The 17481-nt window shown below is 59.0% G+C and carries 14 protein-coding genes and 1 pseudogene; 11 read left to right on the forward strand and 4 right to left on the reverse strand.

Annotated elements, in window-relative coordinates; genetic code table 11:
* Positions 1 to 55: 55 nt before the first annotated feature.
* The 3 genes and pseudogenes from HX884_RS10085 to ppsA all read right to left on the reverse strand — a co-directional run.
* A pseudogene (locus HX884_RS10085) lies at positions 56 to 1372 on the reverse strand (glycoside hydrolase family 3 protein); the annotation flags it as partial.
* Between the two features lie 3 nt (positions 1373 to 1375).
* Positions 1376 to 2776 carry an MFS transporter gene (locus HX884_RS10090; RefSeq protein ID WP_020688344.1) on the reverse strand — a complete coding sequence of 467 codons (1401 nt, stop codon included), beginning with the start codon at positions 2774 to 2776 and terminating at the stop codon, positions 1376 to 1378.
* A gap of 233 nt (positions 2777 to 3009) precedes the next feature.
* Positions 3010 to 5388, reverse strand: a complete 2379-nt coding sequence (ppsA, locus tag HX884_RS10095; protein ID WP_013096979.1) for a phosphoenolpyruvate synthase — start codon at positions 5386 to 5388, stop codon at positions 3010 to 3012.
* 335 nt (positions 5389 to 5723) lie between these two features.
* Between ppsA and ppsR the strand changes: the two genes are divergently transcribed.
* From ppsR to HX884_RS10135, 8 genes are all read left to right on the forward strand, one after another.
* Positions 5724 to 6557, forward strand: a complete 834-nt coding sequence (gene ppsR / locus HX884_RS10100) for a posphoenolpyruvate synthetase regulatory kinase/phosphorylase PpsR (RefSeq protein ID WP_023620693.1) — start codon at positions 5724 to 5726, stop codon at positions 6555 to 6557.
* A gap of 152 nt (positions 6558 to 6709) precedes the next feature.
* Positions 6710 to 7756, forward strand: a complete 1047-nt coding sequence (gene aroH / locus HX884_RS10105) for a 3-deoxy-7-phosphoheptulonate synthase AroH (protein WP_038980294.1) — start codon at positions 6710 to 6712, stop codon at positions 7754 to 7756.
* A 210-nt stretch (positions 7757 to 7966) separates the two neighbouring features.
* Positions 7967 to 8149: a hemin uptake protein HemP gene (gene hemP, locus HX884_RS10110; protein WP_020688348.1), complete on the forward strand. Its 183-nt coding sequence runs from the start codon at positions 7967 to 7969 to the stop codon at positions 8147 to 8149.
* Positions 8150 to 8225: 76 nt separating this feature from the next.
* Positions 8226 to 10211 carry a TonB-dependent hemoglobin/transferrin/lactoferrin family receptor gene (locus HX884_RS10115; protein ID WP_178328088.1) on the forward strand — a complete coding sequence of 662 codons (1986 nt, stop codon included), beginning with the start codon at positions 8226 to 8228 and terminating at the stop codon, positions 10209 to 10211.
* A 45-nt stretch (positions 10212 to 10256) separates the two neighbouring features.
* A complete protein-coding gene (locus HX884_RS10120; protein WP_029882024.1) occupies positions 10257 to 11285 on the forward strand; it encodes a hemin-degrading factor in 1029 nt (342 codons plus the stop codon).
* Positions 11282 to 12103, forward strand: a complete 822-nt coding sequence (locus HX884_RS10125) for a hemin ABC transporter substrate-binding protein (RefSeq protein WP_029882023.1) — start codon at positions 11282 to 11284, stop codon at positions 12101 to 12103. Before HX884_RS10120 ends, HX884_RS10125 begins: the two co-directional genes overlap by 4 nt.
* Entirely contained in the window at positions 12103 to 13095 is a 993-nt protein-coding gene (locus HX884_RS10130) for an iron ABC transporter permease (protein WP_178328089.1), read from the forward strand. The genes HX884_RS10125 and HX884_RS10130 overlap by 1 nt, the downstream gene beginning before the upstream one ends.
* On the forward strand, positions 13088 to 13867 hold the full coding sequence (locus tag HX884_RS10135; protein WP_058679432.1) for a heme ABC transporter ATP-binding protein: 780 nt from the start codon (positions 13088 to 13090) through the stop codon (positions 13865 to 13867). Before HX884_RS10130 ends, HX884_RS10135 begins: the two co-directional genes overlap by 8 nt.
* On the opposite strand, the gene HX884_RS10140 is transcribed toward HX884_RS10135, so the two are convergent.
* Positions 13834 to 14757: a LysR family transcriptional regulator gene (locus HX884_RS10140; protein ID WP_178328090.1), complete on the reverse strand. Its 924-nt coding sequence runs from the start codon at positions 14755 to 14757 to the stop codon at positions 13834 to 13836. The genes HX884_RS10135 and HX884_RS10140 overlap by 34 nt on opposite strands.
* A 140-nt stretch (positions 14758 to 14897) precedes the next feature.
* Here HX884_RS10140 and HX884_RS10145 point away from each other — a divergent pair, with 140 nt between their 5' ends.
* Genes HX884_RS10145 through HX884_RS10155 form a run of 3 tightly spaced genes read left to right on the forward strand, consistent with a single transcriptional unit; the run spans position 14898 to position 17455 of the window.
* Positions 14898 to 15605: a CoA transferase subunit A gene (locus tag HX884_RS10145; RefSeq protein ID WP_020688355.1), complete on the forward strand. Its 708-nt coding sequence runs from the start codon at positions 14898 to 14900 to the stop codon at positions 15603 to 15605.
* 2 nt (positions 15606 to 15607) lie between these two features.
* A complete protein-coding gene (locus tag HX884_RS10150) occupies positions 15608 to 16264 on the forward strand; it encodes a CoA transferase subunit B (RefSeq protein ID WP_020688356.1) in 657 nt (218 codons plus the stop codon).
* A gap of 9 nt (positions 16265 to 16273) precedes the next feature.
* Positions 16274 to 17455 carry an acetyl-CoA C-acetyltransferase gene (locus HX884_RS10155; protein ID WP_058684484.1) on the forward strand — a complete coding sequence of 394 codons (1182 nt, stop codon included), beginning with the start codon at positions 16274 to 16276 and terminating at the stop codon, positions 17453 to 17455.
* The last annotated feature ends 26 nt before the right edge of the window (positions 17456 to 17481 follow it).

Raw genomic sequence — 17481 nt, forward strand, 5'->3', positions numbered from 1 at the left:
ACACAACCCGCTACGGGGGAGACTTACCCGAAATCTGATTTATTCAACAAAGCCCCATATCGCTGATAATCAAATGCACCGGGAAGCTGTAGCCGCTGAGCAACGCCAGCGGATCGTCCGCCGTGGGGCCCACCACCGCCACGCGGGGTTTGCCGCCGAGAGGCAAAATGCCGTTATTCTCCAGCAGCGTCAGCGAACGGGTCGCCACCTCACGTGCAACCTGCCGGGTAGTCTCATTTTGCAAATCAATGCCGCTTTCATCGGCATACGGGTTTTCAAACAGGCCGAGACGGAATTTTTCGGTCAGCACGCGTCCTACAATCTCGTCCACTTTCGCCATGGAGATCAGACCACGCTCGACGGCCTCGGCCAGATGGCGGGCGCAGTCATCTTTCGGCAGCTCAACATCAAGCCCGGCATTAAAGGCCAGCGCGGCGGATTCGGTCGCATCATGCGAGACCCCGTGATGCTGATGTAGCAGGCTGACGCCGCCATAGTCCGCCACAACGATCCCGTCAAAGCCCCACTGTTCGCGCAGGACGGTGGTCAGCAGGAAGTGGTCACTGTGCCCCGGCTGATTGTCGATATCGTGGTAGGCAGGCATCACCGACCCGGCATTGGCCAGCTTCACCGCCATTTCAAACGGCAGCAGGAAGGTATCATTCAGTTCGCTAAAGCCCAGATGAACCGGGGCATGGTTGCGCGCTCCCTCGCTGAACGAGTGGCCCACATAGTGCTTAAGCGTGGCCAGCAGATCGCGTTTATCGCCCTGCAGCCCTTTAACGTAGGCCGTGGCCATCACGCCCACCAGCCAGGGATCTTCGCCAAAGGTCTCTTCCGTGCGCCCCCAGCGCACATCGCGGGAGACATCCAGCACCGGGGCCAGCCCCTGCTGGCAGCCCACGGACCGCGCCTCTTTGCCTATCTGCTCGGCTGCCCGCTGCACCAGCGCCGGATCCCAGGTTGAACCGTAGTTGAGCGATGACGGGAACAGCGTGGCCGCTTTGCACAACAACCCCACCAGACACTCCTCATGGAACAGCGCCGGAATGCCGAGCCGCGTCTCTTCCATCATCATGCGCTGCAGACGGTTGGCGGCGCGCACGCCGGTTTGCGCATCAACGATATGGGTACCCAGCGGACGGGTGATCTGCCCGACGCCCAGCTTAAGCCGTTCGCTGAGCGAGGCCTGTTCACTCACCCCCGCGAATTCGTCACTCAAGTCGCTGCGTTCACGGTGGTTGCCGTTTTCATCGAGGATCAGCCAGTACGCGTGCATCTGGGCGAACTTCTCTTCCGGGGTCATGCGTGCCAGCAAGTCGGCGACGCGCTCGTGCACGGGACGTCCCGCGTCCTTATAGATTGCAGTCATGTTTTACTCCTGTAGGGCGGAAGGGGCAGCCGGGCTGAGTTGCCCTGCTTCTGGCCGCACGTCGCGCTTGCTGGCCAGTTCGCGGGCGATGGTATCCACCAGCCGACTGTTGAGTTTGTAGATGGCAAGTAGCGCGACCATGCAGAGGAACAGCACGCACGGAATGAGGGTAAACAGTGCGTTAATGGTCGTGAGTACGTGCGGCGTCTGGGTTGCCTGGCCTGGCGCGTAATCCACCATCCCGAGCACCCAACCCACCACTGCCCCACCCAACGCCAGACCAAATTTGATGGCGAACAGCGCGGTGGAGAAGACCAGACCATCGAGCCGGCGACCGCTGCGGTGCTCTTCATAGTCGACCACATCGGAGAACATGGTCCACTGCAGCGGCGTGGTCAGGTTCTGGATGAAGCTAAAGACAATATTGAGGCCGAAAATCAGCCAGACCTGTGAAGGCGGCAGGAAGAAGATCAGCGCCCCAAAAATCACGAAGGAAATAATGGTCCACTGATAAGCGCGAACGCGGTCAAATTTCCCCAGCAGCCGTTCGGATAATAATGCGCCACTTAAGGAGGCCACCATCCCGGAGACGATAAAGGCAAACACCAGTTCCGGGCGCAACAGCACATAATTCACGTAATACATCGTGGCAGAGCCGCGCGTCACGACCGCCGTTAACAGCAAAATATTAAACAGGAACACAATTCGCCACTGGCTGTTCCCGGCCAGCAGTTTTAAATCGGTGAGCATGGAGCCAGAAGTATCATTCCGCGGAGAATAGCGCTCGCGGGTCATCAGGAAGCAGCAGAAGAATAAAATAATCCCCAGTAATCCCATCAGGCTCATGGCATAGAAATAGCCTTTCTGTACGTTGCCCTGTCCAAGATGCGAAACCAACGGCAAAGCGATAACCGTCACAATCAACCCGCCGATAAACGACAGGCCAAAGCGCCACGACTGCAGCGAATGGCGCTCACGCGGATCCAGCGTCAGCGCGCCCGGCATGGCGCAGTAAGGGACGTTAATGGCGGAATAGATGAGGCTTAAAATCCCGTAGGTCACACAGGCATAGACGATTTTCGCCGTGGGCCCGACGTCGGGAACGTAGAACGTAATGAGGCAGCTTACGCCAAACGGAATGGCAAACCACAGCAGCCAAGGACGGAAACGACCGTGACGCGTTTGGGTGCGATCCACCAGCGCGCCGATACAGGGATCAATAAAGGCATCGACCACGCGCACCACTAAAAACATGGTGCCCATAATGGCCGCAGGTAAACCGAAAACGTCTGTATAGAAATAAGCAAGAAATAACGTCGCTGTTTGCCAGACCAGCGCACTGGCCATATCACCTAAGCCATAACCTATTTTATCTTTGGTACGCAGTACAGAGGAGATTGTCATTTGTTATTTGCCTTTTTATCAGGTTAAAACGTATTTCAACCAGTTGCGCAAAATCGTGTTGATTTGCGCGGTAAGGCTCAAGTATTAGCAACCCTTTGTGTGCTAACAATTGTCTAAATTAACAGACAAATTATGATATTTGGTTTTTTAATTTATTTGTGATGGGGAGCAAATATAAGCGGAAATAAAAAAGGCGAGGATTATTTCCCTCGCCTTTTCAGATACGGAAGACGTTACTTGTTCAGTTCAGCCAGGCTCAGCCAGGTTTGCACCACGGTGTCCGGGTTGAGGGAAAGACTGTCGATCCCCTCTTCCATCAGCCAGGCCGCGAAGTCTTCATGGTCAGAAGGGCCCTGGCCACAAATCCCGACGTATTTACCCTGTTTCTTCGCCGCACGGATGGACATCGACAGCAGGGCTTTCACCGCCTCGTTGCGTTCGTCGAACAGCTCAGAGACCACGCCGGAGTCACGGTCCAGACCCAGCGTCAGCTGCGTCATGTCGTTCGAACCGATAGAGAAGCCGTCGAAGTGCTCCAGGAACTGCTCTGCCAGCAGGGCGTTGGACGGGATCTCACACATCATGATGATCTTCAGCCCATTTTCGCCGCGCTTCAGCCCCTGACGCGCCAGCTCGTCCACCACCGCTTTCGCCTGGTCCACGGTACGTACGAACGGGATCATGATCTCAACGTTAGTCAGCCCCATGTCGTTGCGCACGCGTTTTACCGCTTCACATTCCAGCGCGAAGCAGTCGCGGAAGCTGTCGGAGACATAACGTCCGGCCCCACGGAAGCCCAGCATCGGGTTCTCTTCTTCCGGCTCGTAACGCTCGCCGCCCACCAGGTTGGCGTATTCGTTAGACTTAAAGTCCGACAGACGCACGATCACGCGCTTCGGATAAAACGCCGCACCGAGCGTCGCGATCCCTTCGGTCAGACGGCCAACATAAAACTCTTTCGGCGAGTCGTAGCCTTTCATCATCTCGCGGATTTCGTTCTGCAGCTTTGCGTCCTGGTCGTCAAACTCCAGCAGCGCGCGCGGGTGAACGCCAATCATACGGTTGATGATAAATTCCAGACGCGCCAGGCCCACGCCTTCGTTCGGCAGGCAGGCGAAGTCAAACGCGCGGTCCGGGTTACCGACGTTCATCATGATCTTCAGCGGCAGGTCCGGCATGGTATCGACGCTGGAGCTTTTCACGCTGAAGTCAAGGATGTCAGCATACACGTAGCCGGTATCCCCTTCGGCACAGGAGACGGTCACGTTCTGTCCGTCCTTCATGCGTTCGGTTGCGTCACCGCAGCCGACAACCGCCGGGATCCCCAGCTCGCGGGCGATGATCGCCGCGTGACAGGTACGGCCACCGCGGTTGGTGACGATAGCCGCGGCTTTCTTCATGATCGGTTCCCAGTCCGGGTCGGTCATGTCGGTTACCAGCACGTCGCCCGGTTCAATACGGTTCATCTCGCTGATATCGTGGATCACTTTCACCGGACCGGCACCAATGCGGTGACCAATCGCGCGACCTTCCGCCACGATTTTGCCCTGCGCGTGGAGGGTATAACGCTCCATCACCTGGCCGCGGGAGCGAACCGTTTCCGGGCGCGCCTGGACGATGAACAGCTTGCCGGTGTGACCATCTTTGGCCCATTCGATGTCCATCGGACGGCCGTAGTGTTTTTCAATCTGCACCGCCTGCTTCGCCAGCTCCTGCACTTCGGCGTCGGTCAGGGAGAAGCGGTCGCGCAGCTCCTGCGGTACATCTTCAATCTTCACCTGCTTGCCATGCTCCTGGGTCGGGGCATAGATCATGCGGATTTTTTTCGAGCCCATGGTGCGACGAACCACCGCCGGACGGTTGGCGGCAAGCGTCGGTTTGTGGACGTAGAATTCGTCAGGGTTCACGGCACCCTGCACCACCATCTCACCCAGACCCCACGCGGAGGTGATGAATACCACCTGGTCGAAGCCGGACTCGGTATCAATGGAGAACATCACGCCGGAAGAGCCCACGTCGGAACGCACCATACGCTGTACGCCCGCAGAGAGCGCGACGCCGCGATGGTCATAGCCCTGATGCACGCGATAGGAGATAGCGCGATCGTTAAACAGGGAGGCGAACACGTGTTTCACCGCCACCAGCACCGCGTCATACCCCTGAACGTTCAGGAAGGTTTCCTGTTGTCCGGCGAACGAGGCATCCGGCATGTCTTCTGCGGTTGCCGAGGAGCGCACGGCGAAAGAGGCCTGCGCATCATCAGCGGAGAGCTGGTTGTACGCATCGTGAATGGCTTTTTCCAGTTCCGGCTGGAAAGGTGTGTCGATAATCCACTGGCGGATCTGCGCCCCGGCTTTAGCAAGCTCGGTAACGTCATCAATATCCGTTTTATCCAGCAGGTCGTAAATGCGCTGGTTTACACCGCTCTGGTCTAAAAACAGGTTAAACGCATCGGCGGTCGTGGCAAACCCGTTTGGTACGGAGACACCCATACCGGACAGATTTGTAATCATTTCACCCAGGGAGGCATTTTTGCCCCCAACTCTGTCTACATCATTCATGCCGAGTTGGTTATACCAAAGCACCAGCGGTGACGAGCCATTGTTGGACATCGAAACAATCCTTTTGTGATATTTGATCGGAGTAAGAAACACCTGTCTACGTATTTATACTGGCATATTTATTTACGCTAAAAAAACGGTGAATCGTGTAAGCAATTTAAATTTTCAACTTTTCGGATACTTTCCCTCCACCGGATAAGCCGATGATTCCTATATATTCAGCCAAAAACCACAAAAATGGCGTCGCTATTTGAAAAATGAAATCCACTTTTCAGGAAAATCAAAAACACCATTTCATTTTAAATTCAGATAACTTCTTTGCTGTGCAATTAACTTTTTTAATTTATGCTTTCAGACAATTAGGTCCGATATTCAGGGTGGATAAAATGGATAATGCTGTCGATCGCCACGTTTTTTATATTTCTGATGGTACGGCGATTACCGCCGAGGTGCTGGGGCATGCGGTGATGTCACAGTTCCCCGTTTCGATTAACAGCATCACGCTGCCGTTTGTGGAAAATGAGAGCCGCGCGCGGGCGGTCAAGGACCAGATTGATGCCATTTACCAGCAGACGGGCGTACGCCCGCTGGTGTTCTACTCCATCGTGATCCCGGAAATTCGCAACATCATTCTGCAAAGCGAAGGCTTTTGTCAGGATATCGTGCAGGCGCTGGTGGCCCCGCTGCAGAGCGAGCTGAAGCTCGACCCGACCCCCATCGCCCACCGAACCCACGGGCTGAACCCTGGCAACCTGACCAAATACGATGCGCGTATCGCCGCCATTGACTACACCCTGGCGCATGACGACGGCATCTCGCTGCGAAACCTCGACCAGGCGCAGGTCATTTTGCTGGGCGTCTCGCGCTGCGGCAAAACCCCTACCAGCCTCTACCTGGCGATGCAGTTTGGTATTCGTGCCGCCAACTACCCGTTCATTGCCGATGATATGGACAATCTGGTGCTGCCTGCCGCCCTGAAGCCGCTGCAGCACAAGCTGTTCGGGCTGACCATTAATCCGGAGCGCCTTGCCGCCATCCGCGAAGAGCGCCGCGAGAACAGCCGCTACGCCTCCATGCGCCAGTGTCGAATGGAGGTCTCCGAAGTGGAAGCGCTGTACCGCAAAAACCAGATCCCTTGGCTGAACAGCACCAACTATTCGGTCGAAGAGATCGCCACCAAAATTCTCGACATCATGGGTCTTAATCGCCGCATGTACTAATATGCTAGTACATTAACTCAGATTCAGGTATCATCCACCACATCCTCGGGGCGGAGCCGCCCCGAACTTGAAATCAGCAGGGATTGGTTTAAGGTGATGCCCATCACTTCCCGGTAGTCTGCCGATGAAGCAAAAAATTTCTGAGACATTCCATGAATAAAACCGACGAACTCCGCACAGCGCGCATTGACAGCCTGGTTACACCGGCTGAACTGGCACAGCGGCATCCACTTTCCGCAGGCGTTGCGGAGCATGTTACGGCCTCGCGCCGACGCATTGAAAAAATTCTTAATGGTGAAGACAAACGTCTTCTGGTGGTAATTGGCCCCTGCTCGATCCATGACCTGGACGCGGCGATGGATTATGCAAAACGGCTACAGGGGCTGCGGGAACAACACCAGCATCGCCTTGAGATCGTGATGCGGACCTACTTTGAAAAACCCCGTACCGTGGTGGGCTGGAAAGGATTAATTTCAGACCCCGATCTCAACGGCAGCTATCGCGTTAACCATGGGATTGAGCTGGCACGTAAGCTGCTTTTGCAGGTGAACGAGCTGGGCGTTCCCACGGCCACCGAGTTTCTCGATATGGTGACCGGCCAGTTTATCGCCGATCTGATCAGCTGGGGCGCGATTGGCGCGCGGACCACCGAGAGCCAGATCCACCGTGAAATGGCCTCTGCCCTCTCCTGCCCGGTCGGGTTTAAAAACGGAACCGATGGCAACACCCGGATTGCGGTCGATGCGATCCGCGCTGCGCGTGCCAGCCACATGTTCCTCTCGCCGGATAAGAGCGGCCAGATGACCATCTACCAGACCAGCGGTAACCCGTACGGGCATATCATTATGCGCGGCGGCAAGAAACCGAACTATCACGCCGGGGATATCGCCGCGGCCTGTGAAACGCTGGCCGAGTTCGATCTGCCGGAACATCTGGTGGTGGACTTCAGCCACGGTAACTGTCAGAAACAGCACCGTCGCCAGCTGGATGTCTGCGATGAGATCTGCCAGCAGATCCGCAGCGGTTCAAGCGCCATTGCGGGCATTATGGCCGAAAGCTTTATCCGCGAAGGCACGCAGAAAATCGTGTCGGGTCAGCCGCTGGTTTACGGCCAGTCGATCACCGACCCGTGCCTGAGCTGGGAAGACAGCGAACTGCTGCTGGAGAAACTGGCGTCTGCGGTAGATTCGCGCTTCTGATCTTATTGTCGGGTGGCGCTGCGCTTACCCGGCCTACGATCCGTGCCCTTCTCCCTCTCCCTGTGGGAGAGGGTCGGGGTGAGGGCATCTGACCGCACTTCACCCACAAATTTGATCCTCTCACCCTTTTTTCACAAAAACGCTTGCCGCGAATTTGCAGTTTATTGATAATGATTATCATTGTTACATTGATTGTTATTTATAAACATTATGTCACGTACGGATAACACTGCGGCAACGCCGCCAAAAACAGACACAGCATCCGCCCCCGCCGAGCGTCGCATTGACAGCAAAACCCTGCTGGGCGATGAGGGACGGGTCATTATCGAGCATGACGGTCAACGCTACCTGCTGCGCCAGACCCATGCCGGAAAATTGATCCTCACAAAATAAACAACACAAAAACTCCGCCAGCCACCCAGGTGAACCCCAGGCAGCCAGCGCTTTCAATTCTTAATGGAGAGTTGCTATGCCACACCTGCCTTCCGCGCCTTTACGTCCGTCACTTCTGGCGCTAGCGATTGTCAGCACCCTGCCGGGCGTCGCGTTTGCTACCACAGATGAAATGACCGTGACCGCCACGGGTAACGCCCGTAGCGCCTTCGAAGCCCCCATGATGGTGAGCGTGATTGACGCCAGCACACCGGATAAACAAACTGCCAGCTCGGCAGCCGACCTGCTGCGTAACGTCCCCGGCCTGACGCTCGATGGCACCGGACGTACCAACGGCCAGGACGTTAACCTGCGCGGTTATGACCGTCGCGGCGTGCTGGTACTGGTTGACGGCGTGCGCCAGGGAACCGACACCGGCCACCTGAACAGCACGTTCCTCGATCCGGCGCTGATTAAACGTATCGAAGTGGTGCGCGGTCCGTCGGCCCTGCTATACGGCAGTGGCGCGCTGGGCGGTGTGATTGCCTATGACACCGTCGATGCCAAAGATCTGCTTGAGCCGGGTAAAAACAGCGGCTATCGCGTGTTCGCTACCGGTGCGACGGGCGATCACAGCATCGGCATGGGGGCCAGCGCCTATGGCCGCACCGATACCCTGGACGGGCTGGTCTCCTGGTCGAGCCGGGATCGTGGCGATCTGCGCCAGAGTGACGGCACCACCGCCCCGAACGACGAATCCATTCAGAACATGCTGGCGAAGGGCAGCTGGAAAATCGACGCGGCCCAGAGCCTGAGCGGCTCCCTGCGCTATTACAACAATGCCGCACAGGAGCCGAAAAACCCGCAAACCAGTACAGCAGACAGCAGCAGTAACCCGCTGACCAACCGTTCCACCATCCAGCGTGACGCGCAGCTCGGCTATCACCTTGCTCCACAGGGTAACGACTGGCTGAACGCCGACGCGAAAATTTACTGGTCCGAAGCGCGTATCAACGCCCAGAACATCGACGGCAGCGGTGAGTTTCGCAAACAGACCACCAAAGGCGGCAAAGTGGAGAACCGCACCCGCCTGTTCAGCGATTCCTTTGCCTCACATCTGCTGACCTACGGCGGTGAGTATTATCGTCAGGAGCAACGCCCGGGCGGGGCAACAACGGGCTTCCCCCAGGCACAAATCGATTTCAGCTCCGGCTGGCTGCAGGATGAAATCACCCTGCGCGACCTCCCCGTGACCCTTCTTGGCGGCACGCGCTACGACAACTACCGCGGCAGCAGCGACGGCTACAAGGATGTGGATGCCGATAAGTGGTCCTCCCGCGCCGGGTTAACCGTCAGCCCGACCGACTGGCTGATGCTGTTCGGCTCTTACGCGCAGGCGTTCCGCGCGCCAACCATGGGCGAAATGTATAACGACGCCAAACACTTCTCCATTGGCCGCTTCTATACCAACTACTGGGTGCCCAACCCCAATCTGCGCCCGGAAACCAACGAAACGCAGGAGTATGGTTTTGGTCTGCGCTTTGATGATCTGATGCTGGCCAACGATGCGCTGGAGTTTAAAGCCAGCTATTTCGATACCAACGCCAAAGACTACATCTCCACTACCGTCGATTTTGCGGCGGCGACCACCATGTCATATAACGTCCCGAACGCCAAAATCTGGGGCTGGGACGTGATGGCGAAATACTCCGCCGACCTGTTCAACCTCGACCTCGCCTATAACCGCACGCGCGGAAAAGATACCGACACGGGCGAGTATATTTCCAGCATCAACCCGGATACCGTCACCAGCAAGCTGGATGTTCCGCTGGCACAAAGCGGCTTCTCCGTCGGCTGGATCGGCACCTTTGTCGATCGCTCAACGCACATCAGCAGCAGCTACAGCGAGCAGCCCGGCTACGCGGTTAACGATTTCTACGTGAGCTACACCGGCCAGGCGCAGCTTAAAGGCGTCACCACCACGCTGGTGCTGGGCAACGCCTTCGACAAACAATACTGGTCGCCACAGGGCATTCCGCAGGATGGCCGAAACGGGAAGATTTTCGTCAGTTATCAATGGTAATCCCCGCCCCGGCTGCCCGGGGCAATGCTTTGAGAGGAAAAGACAATGAATCACTACACACGCTGGCTTGAGCTAAAAGACGAAAATCCGGGTAAGTACGCGCGCGACATTGCAGGTTTAATGAACATCAGCGAAGCCGAGCTGACCTTCGCCCGTGTGGGCCATGACGCCTGGCGCCTGCGCGGTGACGTCCGCGAGATCCTGGCCGCGCTGGAAGCGGTGGGCGAAACCAAATGCATCTGCCGCAACGACTACGCCGTTCACGAGCAGGTCGGCGCCTTTACCCATCAACACCTGAGCGGCCACGCCGGGCTGATCCTCAACCCGCGCGCGCTGGATCTGCGCCTGTTCCTTAACCAGTGGGCGAGCGTATTTCATATCAGCGAGGCCACCGCCCACGGCGAGCGGCAGAGCATTCAGTTCTTCGACCACCAGGGCGACGCCCTGCTGAAGGTTTACGCCACGGATAACACCGACCTCACCGCCTGGGGCGATCTGCTCACCCGCTTTATCTTTGCCGGGAATCCGCCGCTGGCGTTGAAAACGGCCGATGTCCCGGCTCACGCTGAAAACCCGGACGCCTCGCTCGTGGACACAGAGTGGCGTGCCATGACCGACGTGCATCAGTTCTTCAGCCTGCTCAAGCGCCACAACCTCAGCCGTCAACAGGCGTTTCGCCTGGTGGGCGACGATCTGGCCTGCAGGGTCGACAACACCGCACTGGCCCAGCTGCTGGAAACGGCACGCCAGGACGGGAACGAAATTATGATTTTCGTCGGCAACCGCGGCTGCGTGCAGATCTTCACCGGCGTGGTGGAAAAACTGATGCCGATGAAGGGCTGGCTGAACATCTTCAACCCGGCTTTCACCCTCCATCTGCTGGAAGGCGCCATCGCCGAATCCTGGGTCACGCGCAAACCGACGGCTGACGGACATGTCACCAGCCTGGAGCTGTTTGCCGCCGACGGCACGCAGATTGCCCAGCTGTACGGCCAGCGGAGCGAAGGCGAACCCGAGCAGAGTCAGTGGCGCAGCCAGATCGACGCCTTAACGGCAAAAGGGCTGGCCGCATGAAAAAATGGCTTGCCCTGATCAGCGCCCTGCCGCTGCTTGCATTTGCTGCGCCACAGGAGAAAATCGTCGCGCTCGGCGGCGACGTCACCGAGATTGTCTATGCGCTCGGCGCTGCGTCTTCGCTGGTGGCACGCGACAGCACCAGCCAGTGGCCACAGGCGGCGAACACGCTGCCGGACGTGGGCTATCTGCGCCAGCTGAATGCCGAAGGCATTTTGTCCATGCGCCCCACGCTGGTACTGGCCAGTGCACAGGCACAGCCGTCTCTGGCGTTAAAACAGGTAGAGCAGAGTCACGTCAGGGTGATCACCGTTCCGGCAGGCAATGACCTCAGTGTTATCGATGAAAAGGTTCGGGTTATCGCTGAGGCGACGCACCGCGAGGCAGAAGGGAAAACCCTGCGCAACTCGCTGCGTCAGGCGCTGTCGGCGCTTCCCGTGTCACCGCTCAATAAACGGGTGCTGTTTATTCTCAACCACGGCGGGATGACCGCGATGGCCGCCGGGCAACAAACCGCAGCGGATGCTGTCATTCGTGCGGCAGGGCTGCAGAACGCGATGCAGGGCTTCACTCGCTATCAGCCGCTGTCTCAGGAAGGCGTTATCGCCAGTCAGCCCGACCTGGTGGTGATCTCGCAGGATGGCGTGAACGCTCTGGGTGGGGCGGATGCGGTGTGGCAACTGCCCGGTCTGGCGCAAACGCCAGCGGGACGTCACCGGCAGATGCTGGCCATCGACGATATGGCGCTGCTGGGCTTTAGCGTGCGAACGCCACAGGCGATCCAGCAGTTACGCCGTAAAGCGGAGCAACTGCCCTGATGTCCCGACGCGCCGTACTGGCATTGTGGTTGCTGGCCGCGCTGCTGGCCGTCATGACGCTGGCGGCCAGCGGTGTGGGCGCGTTGCGCCTGCCGGTCAGCCTGCTGTGGACCGGCAGCGACGACGCGCTGCGTCAGATCTGGCTGACGATCCGCCTGCCCCGCGTGCTGCTGGCGCTGGCAATCGGCGGCTCACTGGCGCTGGCGGGCTGTGTGATGCAGGGACTGTTTCGTAACCCGCTGGCCGATCCGGGCCTGCTGGGGATCAGCAGCGGCGCAGCACTCGCCGTTGCGCTGTGGGTGGTTATTCCGCTCTCGCTGCCCGCGCTGGTGATGCTGTACGCCCCGATGCTGGCGGCGTTTCTCGGCGCGCTGGCCGCCACATTCGTCATTTTCCTGCTCAGCCGGCAGCGTGACAGTTCCCTGTCGCGACTGCTGCTGGTGGGGATTGCCATCAATGCCCTGTGCGGGGCGGCCGTCGGCGTGCTGTCATGGCTCAGTAATGATGCCCAGCTTCGCCAGCTCTCACTCTGGGGCATGGGCAGCCTCGGTCAGGCCCAGTGGTCAACGCTGCTGGCCGTCTGCTCGCTGATGGTTCCCACCGTGCTGGTTATCTGGCGTCTGGCTGGCGCGCTTAATTTGCTGCAGCTTGGCGAAGAAGAGGCGCACTACCTCGGGGTGGAGGTAGCCGTTGTGCAGCGGCTCCTGCTGCTGTGCAGCGCCCTGCTGGTGGCCGCCGCGGTGGCCGTCAGCGGCGTCATCGGCTTTATTGGCCTGGTGGTGCCACACCTGGTGCGCATGTGGCTGGGGGCCGACCACCGGGCGGTGATCCCCGGCTCGGTGCTGGCCGGTGCGTTACTGTTGCTGGCTGCCGATACGCTGGCGCGTACCCTGGTCGCCCCGGCGGAAATGCCGGTCGGTTTATTGACCAGTCTTCTCGGTGCGCCGTGGTTCCTGTGGCTTATCTTTCGTCGCGGAGGTGCGCATGGCTGAACGCTACTGTGCGGAAAATATTGTCTTTCACGCCGGACAACGGACGCTGATCGACGACGTGTCGCTGACCCTCTCTCAGGGCGAACTGGTGGCGTTGATTGGCCCCAACGGTGCCGGGAAATCGACCTTGTTACGCCTGCTTACCGGCTATCTCAAACCCGCGAGCGGACGGTGCAGTCTGGCGGGAACGCCGCTTGCGGCCTGGCCGCCGGACAGACTCTCCCGCTACCGGGCGGTCATGCGCCAGAATACCCAGCTCGGATTCGACTGGCCGGTAGAAGCGGTGATCGGGATGGGGCGTGCGCCGTGGACGCGCCGCCCTGAGGCGTCGGTGATTGAGGAGGTGATGGCTATCTCCGGCTGTTTACCGCTGGCGGGCAGGCAGTTTGCGGCGCTCTCCGGCGGGGAGCAGCAACGCGTTCAACTCGCCCGCGCACTGGCACAGCTCTGGTGCGACGGTGCGCCGCGCGGCTGGCTGTTTCTGGATGAACCCACGTCCGCGCTGGATCTTTACCACCAGCAGCATCTGCTGCGCCTGCTCTCTTCCCTGACCCGTCGGGGGCATCTGCATGTCTGTGTGGTGCTGCACGATCTCAATCTGGCGGCGCTGTGGGCGGATCGGATCCTGCTGTTACATAACGGCAAAATGGTCGCTCAGGGAGCCCCGGAGGCGGTTCTGCAGGCCGATACGCTGACGCGCTGGTACGGCGCGCAGGTGCACGTTGGCCGACACCCGGCTCATGCCGCACCGCAGGTGTTTCTCGCCCCCTGACCGGGCTGATAAAAATCTTTCAGGGTTTCCAGCAGGGCATGCGCCGCTTTTGAGAGCTGCGTGTGCCCTGGATGGATCACCCCGATACATTTTTCTATCGGCGGGCTGTCCAGCGGAATACAGACCGCACCCAGCGATGTCATCTGCGCCTCGCACAGCGCCGGTACGGCACTGCCGCCCAGCCCGCTGGCGACCATCCTTCCTACCGTCACCAGCTGATGGCTCTCCAGCGCCACCTCCAGCTTGCGGCCGCTATGGGCCAGCTCCTCTTCCATCATCAGGCGCACCGCCGAGGGGCGCTGCAGGGTAATGAAATCCAGCGTCAGCAGTTCATTCCAGGAGAGGCGTTTTTTCATCGCAAGGGGGGACGCTTTCGGCACAATGGCGACAAACCGGTCGAGGCCCAGCGGCGTAAACAGCAGGTTATGCGTCGGCGCCGGTTCAAAGGCGATCCCCATCTCGACCCGCCCTTCCCGCACCATCTCAATTACCTGTTCGTTGATGACATCATGCACGGTGACGTTGATCCCGGCATTGCGATCGCGAAACGCTTTCAGCACCTCCGGCAGGACGTTAGCCGCAAAAGACGGCATGGCCGCGACCGAGATTTTGCCGCGCTGCAGCGTAAAGCACTGGTGCATTGCCTCTTCAACGTTATCCCAGTCAGCCAGCAGCTGCCGCGCCATCGGTAAAAAGGTTTCGCCCTCCTGCGTCAGGGTGACCTTACGCGTGCTTCGCTGCAGCAGCGGGCCCCCCAGCGCATCCTCCAGCCCTTTAATCGTCAGGCTGAGGGCTGGCTGAGAAAGATTTAACCGTTCGCTGGCGTGCGCAAAATTGAGAGTGTGAGCTACCGCTAAAAACGCGCGTAACTGTTTGACACTCATTCTCATTTTTCATCCTGTTAACTAATTGAAAAAATTTAGTTAACAGGAAATTAATAAAAAAACCAAATGAGTGGGTCACAAATTCAAAATTAACAAAAGAGTCGTCGCCCCCAATGATACCGCCACGGACAACAGGAGGGATGGCTATGGCAGGACTGGATAAACGCGTCGGCAGCTATGCGCAGGCGCTGGAGGGGCTGACGGACGGGATGACATTGCTGGCGGGCGGCTTTGGCCTGTGCGGTATTCCTGAAAATCTGATTGCGGAAGTCAAACGCCGTCAGGTGCAGGGCCTGACGGTGGTATCGAACAACTGCGGCGTGGATGGTTTCGGGCTCGGGCTGCTGCTGGAGACACGCCAGGTGCGGAAGGTGGTAGCGTCTTACGTCGGCGAGAACGCGCTGTTCGAACAGCAGGTGCTGAGCGGCGAGCTGGAGGTTGAGCTGACGCCCCAGGGCACGCTGGCCGAAAAGGTGCGCGCGGGCGGGGCCGGTATTCCGGCATTTTACACGGCCACCGGCTATGGCACGCCCGTGGCCGCCGGGAAAGAGGTACGTCAGTTTGCCGGTAAGCACTACATCCTTGAAGAGGCTATTACCGGCGATTTTGCGCTGATCAAAGGCTGGAAAGCGGACTGGTACGGCAACGTTATCTACCGCCACACCGCGCAAAATTTCAACCCGCTAATGGCCACCGCAGGACGGATAACCGTGGTGGAGGTGGAAGAGATTGTCCCGCCGGGTGAGCTGCCGCCGTCCGCCATTCACACCCCGGGAATTTATGTCGACAGGCTGATTGTCGGCCAGTTTGAGAAACGCATTGAACAGCGCACGCTGCGCGCAGAGGGAGTCTGACCATGTTAACCCGCGAACAGATGGCCATGCGCGTCGCCCGCGAACTGCGCGACGGTTACTACGTCAACCTGGGGATCGGTATCCCGACGCTGGTGGCGAACTACATCCCGGCCGGCATGGACGTGATGCTCCAGTCAGAGAACGGACTGCTGGGGATGGGGGAATTTCCCGATGCGCAGAGCCTTGATGCCGACATGATTAACGCCGGTAAGCAGACCGTCACCGCGCGAACCGGTGCCGCCATTTTCGACTCGGCCCAGTCCTTCGCCATGATCCGGGGGGGTCACGTCGACCTCACGGTGCTCGGGGCGTTTGAGGTGGACGTGGAAGGCAACATCGCCTCGTGGATGATCCCCGGAAAGATGGTGAAAGGCATGGGCGGCGCCATGGATCTTGTCGCCGGGGCGCAGAACATCATTGTAGTGATGACCCACGCGTCGAAGAGCGGTGAGTCCAAACTGCTGTCGCGCTGCACGCTACCGCTCACCGGCGTGGGCTGCATCCGCCGGGTGTTAACCGACCTGGCCCTGCTGGAAATTAAAGACGGTGCGTTCATTCTGCGTGAATACGCCCCCGGCGTCGGCATTGACGAGATCGTCAGCAAAACTGCCGGAAAAATCATCGTGGCGGACGACGTTCGCGAAATGCGCTTTAGCTGAGGACTCAACATGAAAAACGTCATGATAGTCGGGGCAACGCGAACGCCGATTGGCAGTTTTCGCGGTTCGCTCTCTCCCCTTTCCGCCGTTGAACTTGGTGCTGTCGCGGTGCGCCGCCTGCTTGAGGAGAGCTCGCTTTCGGCAGGTGACACAGACGAACTGATTTTTGGGCAGGTGCTGACGGCAGGCTGCGGACAAAACCCGGCACGTCAGACGGCTATCGCCGCCGGACTGCCCGTCAGTACCCCTGCCACCACGGTCAATCTGGTCTGCGGCGCGGGGCTGAAGGCGGTACAGCTTGCGGCACAGGCTATCCGCTGTGGAGACGCAGAGGTGGTGATCGCGGGCGGTCAGGAGAGCATGAGCAATGCCCCTTACCTGCTGGATGGCGCCCGTTCCGGGCTGCGTTTTGGCCACACGGGCCTGCAGGACAGCATGATCGTCGACGGCCTGTGGGATGCGTTTAACGATTACCACATGGGGATCACCGCGGAAAACGTCGCCCGGCAGCACGGCATTTCACGCGAGCAGCAGGATGCCTTCGCCGCCGGGTCACAGCAAAAGGCGGCGTCTGCCATCGAATCTGCTCGCTTTGAGGCCGAGATTACCCCGGTAACGGTGAAACAGGGCAAGAAGCCGCCATTGGTGATTCGTCATGACGAACAACCCCGGCCAGGAACCACCGCAGAACAGCTTGCGCAACTGCGCCCCGCGTTTCGCCAGGAGGACGGCACGGTCACGGCGGGGAATGCCTCCACCCTGAACGATGGCGCCGCCGCGGTGTTGCTGATGAGCGAAGAAAAAGCACAGGCGAGCGGACTACCGATGCTGGGCCGGATCGTGAGCTACGCCGTTACCGGGGTCGACCCGTCCGTAATGGGCATCGGCCCCGTCAGCGCCTGCCAGACCGCGCTGGCGCGGGCAGGCTGGACGCTGGATGAGGTGGATCTCATCGAAGCCAACGAAGCTTTTGCCGCGCAGGCGCTGGCGGTTGGTAACCTGCTTGGCTGGGATGCGCGCAAGGTGAACGTTAACGGTGGCGCTATCGCGCTGGGCCATCCGATTGGTGCATCCGGCTGTCGGATCCTTGTGACGCTGCTGCATGAGATGCAGCGCCGTGACGCCAAAAAAGGGCTGGTCACTCTGTGCATAGGCGGCGGGCAAGGCATTGCGCTGACCGTCGAGCGTTAAACCTCTCGTGAGTACCCGAATATAAC

This window comes from Enterobacter sp. SECR19-1250 (assembly GCF_013391025.1).
Lineage (GTDB): Bacteria > Pseudomonadota > Gammaproteobacteria > Enterobacterales > Enterobacteriaceae > Enterobacter > Enterobacter cloacae.

Bases quoted from the DNA above. Each gene is read 5' to 3' on its own strand.
- HX884_RS10125 (WP_029882023.1), top strand. From the start codon at position 11,282: ATGAAAAAATGGCTTGCCCTGATCAGCGCCCTGCCGCTGCTTGCATTT.
- HX884_RS10130 (WP_178328089.1), top strand. From the start codon at position 12,103: ATGTCCCGACGCGCCGTACTGGCATTGTGGTTGCTGGCCGCGCTGCTG.
- HX884_RS10135 (WP_058679432.1), top strand. From the start codon at position 13,088: ATGGCTGAACGCTACTGTGCGGAAAATATTGTCTTTCACGCCGGACAA.
- HX884_RS10140 (WP_178328090.1), bottom strand. From the start codon at position 14,757: ATGAGAATGAGTGTCAAACAGTTACGCGCGTTTTTAGCGGTAGCTCAC.
- HX884_RS10120 (WP_029882024.1), top strand. From the start codon at position 10,257: ATGAATCACTACACACGCTGGCTTGAGCTAAAAGACGAAAATCCGGGT.
- HX884_RS10150 (WP_020688356.1), top strand. From the start codon at position 15,608: ATGTTAACCCGCGAACAGATGGCCATGCGCGTCGCCCGCGAACTGCGC.
- HX884_RS10155 (WP_058684484.1), top strand. From the start codon at position 16,274: ATGAAAAACGTCATGATAGTCGGGGCAACGCGAACGCCGATTGGCAGT.
- ppsA (WP_013096979.1), bottom strand. From the start codon at position 5,388: ATGTCCAACAATGGCTCGTCACCGCTGGTGCTTTGGTATAACCAACTC.
- HX884_RS10145 (WP_020688355.1), top strand. From the start codon at position 14,898: ATGGCAGGACTGGATAAACGCGTCGGCAGCTATGCGCAGGCGCTGGAG.
- hemP (WP_020688348.1), top strand. From the start codon at position 7,967: ATGTCACGTACGGATAACACTGCGGCAACGCCGCCAAAAACAGACACA.
- aroH (WP_038980294.1), top strand. From the start codon at position 6,710: ATGAATAAAACCGACGAACTCCGCACAGCGCGCATTGACAGCCTGGTT.
- HX884_RS10090 (WP_020688344.1), bottom strand. From the start codon at position 2,776: ATGACAATCTCCTCTGTACTGCGTACCAAAGATAAAATAGGTTATGGC.
- ppsR (WP_023620693.1), top strand. From the start codon at position 5,724: ATGGATAATGCTGTCGATCGCCACGTTTTTTATATTTCTGATGGTACG.
- HX884_RS10115 (WP_178328088.1), top strand. From the start codon at position 8,226: ATGCCACACCTGCCTTCCGCGCCTTTACGTCCGTCACTTCTGGCGCTA.